Raw genomic sequence first — 2,514 nt, 5'->3', positions numbered from 1 at the left:
CCGCTGGGTCGTCGAGCGCGCCTTGTGCGCCACGAGGCGCTCTGTTTGTATCTCCGGCTCAGCCGGGAGGAACTCGGAAGGAGGTTCCTGGGCCCGATGACTTACCTGGATCCGAAAGGTGAAGGGGACAACAGCATGTCAGGAAACCAGTAACCGGGTCCAGTTGTCAGGGACGGGGTACTGGGTGGCCCGCGCGATATGGCGAAGACTGGATTGTTTGAAGCCCAATCTCCAGAAGATGCAAGTTCCCATCCGCCGGAAAGACAACTGAAACCGGCGCCGCGCTCTGCTCTGGCTTCGAATGGTGTGGCCGGAGCAACTTCCGGGGTGCGGAGCGATGCCCAGCGAGGGCATTCAAGGAGATGAGTGGGACGCCTGTGTCGCGCTAGAACGTACAGACAGGGACGAACGTGGGATCGCCTACGGGACGCGAGTCCTATGGCGACGGAGGCCCCGTAGTAGTCGCCGGAGTAACGACCGGCCAGGGAGGACGGGAAAGCCGTCCACATCGGGCGAAGGGGGCCAGGTGATTCGGACACCCGAGACTCGGGAGGTATGCGGAATGCAGAGCGCCAAAACGGTGCTGGGTGTCCTGCGTGAACGCGGCAGGCGTGGCCTGCCGTGCGAGGAACTGTATCGGCAACTGTTCAACCCGCAGTTGTATCTGCTGGCCTACGGCCGCATCTACGCCAATCACGGCGCGATGACGCCCGGGGTCACATCGGAAACCGTGGACGGCATGTCACAGCGTAAGATCGACCGGATCATTGAGGCGATGCGTCATGAGCGCTACCGCTTCCGTCCGGTCCGCCGCGTCCATATCCCGAAGAAGAACGGGAAGATGCGTCCGCTGGGGTTGCCGACCTGGTCGGACAAGCTCGTCGGTGAAGTGGTCCGCCTGTTATTGGAGGCGTATTACGAGCCGACGTTCTCCGACCGCTCGCATGGGTTCCGTCCCCGCCGGGGCTGCCACACCGCGTTGCGGGAGGTGGACCACACCTGGACCGGGACGTCCTGGTTCATCGAAGGGGACATCGCCGACTGCTTCGGCAGCCTGGACCATCAGGTCCTGCTGTCGATCCTCGGCGAGAAGATCCATGACCAGCGATTTCTGCGGCTGGTGCGCAACATGCTGACAGCCGGATACCTGGAGGACTGGAGATGGGGTGCCACGCTCTCCGGAGCGCCGCAAGGCGGAGTGGCCTCCCCGATCCTGTCCAACGTCTACCTGCACAAGCTGGATGAGTTTGCCGAGACAGTTCTGATTCCGGAGTACACCCGGGGAGATCGCCGGGCCCGCAATCCGGCTTACCTGGAGTTGCAGAATCTGCTGGCGAAATCCCGCCGGCGCGGCGACCGGGCCCAAGCCCGTGTGTTGCGTCAGCGGATGGTCAGCCTGCCGAGTTCGGATCCCAATGATCCGGGATACCGCAGGCTGCGCTACATACGCTATGCGGACGATCATCTTCTCGGTTTCACCGGACCGAAAGCCGAGGCCGAGCAGATCAAACAGCGCCTGGCCCAGTTTCTGCGTGATGAACTCAAGCTGGAACTGTCCCAGGACAAGACGCTGATCACTCACGCCCGCACCCGGGCAGCGAGGTTTCTCGGCTACGAGATCACGACCCAGCACAACGACACGAAGAAGACCGGCCGTTACCGTCGGGTCAACGGCCAGATCGCACTCCGTGTCCCCCGGGACGTGATCAAAGCCAAGTGCGCCCCTTACCTCGCCCGCGGAAAACCCGCGAAGAAGACGGCCCTGATCAACAGCAGCGATCACGCGATCGTGGCGACGTTCGGGACTGTCTACCGGGGCATCGTTCAGTACTACCTGCTTGCCGGAGATGTCTTCCGGCTGCACCGGCTGCAATGGGTCATGGAAACGTCCATGCTCAAGACTCTCGCCGCCAAGCACCGCTCGTCGGTGTCGAAGATGGCCGCCAGACACAAGACCAGAATCGACACTCCCAACGGTCCCCGAGTCTGTTTCGAGGCCCGTATCGAGCGGAAGAACAGGAAACCACTGGCGGCACGGTTCGGTGGGATTCCCCTCCAACGGCAGCGAGCGGCGCAACTCGCCGATCGTGAACCGGTCCGGGTGGACTATCCGCAAAAGGAACTCATCGCGAGACTCCTGGCGGATACCTGCGAGATCTGCGGAAACAAGGGCAACGTGCAAGTGCACCACGTCCGCGCTCTCGCCGACCTCGCACATGCCGGATGGCGGCCTTCCGACTGGGCGCGCGTCATGCTTCACCGGCGCCGCAAAACCGTCGTGGCCTGCGACACCTGCCACGACCGCATCCACTCGGAAAGGCCAGCCAGACCACTCACGCAGTAGTCACTGGAGAGCCGGATGACCGGGAAACCGTCATGTCCGGTTCGGCGGGAGGCCGCGCGGAACAGGACCCGCCCTCACGGCAAGCACCTCACCGCGCGGCCGACCCAACCGCATGGCTCCACGGCTTCCGACGCCTGCACCGCCGCTACGAACGCACAGCCAGCCACTTC

At 63.4% G+C, this 2,514-nt stretch carries 1 protein-coding gene; it reads left to right on the top strand.

Annotated elements, in window-relative coordinates; all coding sequences use genetic code 11:
• Positions 1-562 precede the first annotated feature (562 nt).
• The gene (locus tag RM780_RS27535; RefSeq protein ID WP_311633633.1) at positions 563-2,344 is read left to right on the top strand and encodes a reverse transcriptase/maturase family protein; all 1,782 of its coding nucleotides are present in this window, start codon (positions 563-565) and stop codon (positions 2,342-2,344) included.
• Positions 2,345-2,514: the final 170 nt, after the last annotated feature.

The organism is Streptomyces boetiae, assembly GCF_031845405.1.
GTDB classification, from domain to species: Bacteria; Actinomycetota; Actinomycetes; order Streptomycetales; family Streptomycetaceae; genus Streptomyces; species Streptomyces boetiae.
This window is presented reverse-complemented; position numbering and strand designations above follow the sequence as displayed.

What these genes read in the sequence shown, in the direction of transcription:
- RM780_RS27535 (WP_311633633.1), top strand. Translation starts at nt 563, where the DNA reads ATGCAGAGCGCCAAAACGGTGCTGGGTGTCCTGCGTGAACGCGGCAGG.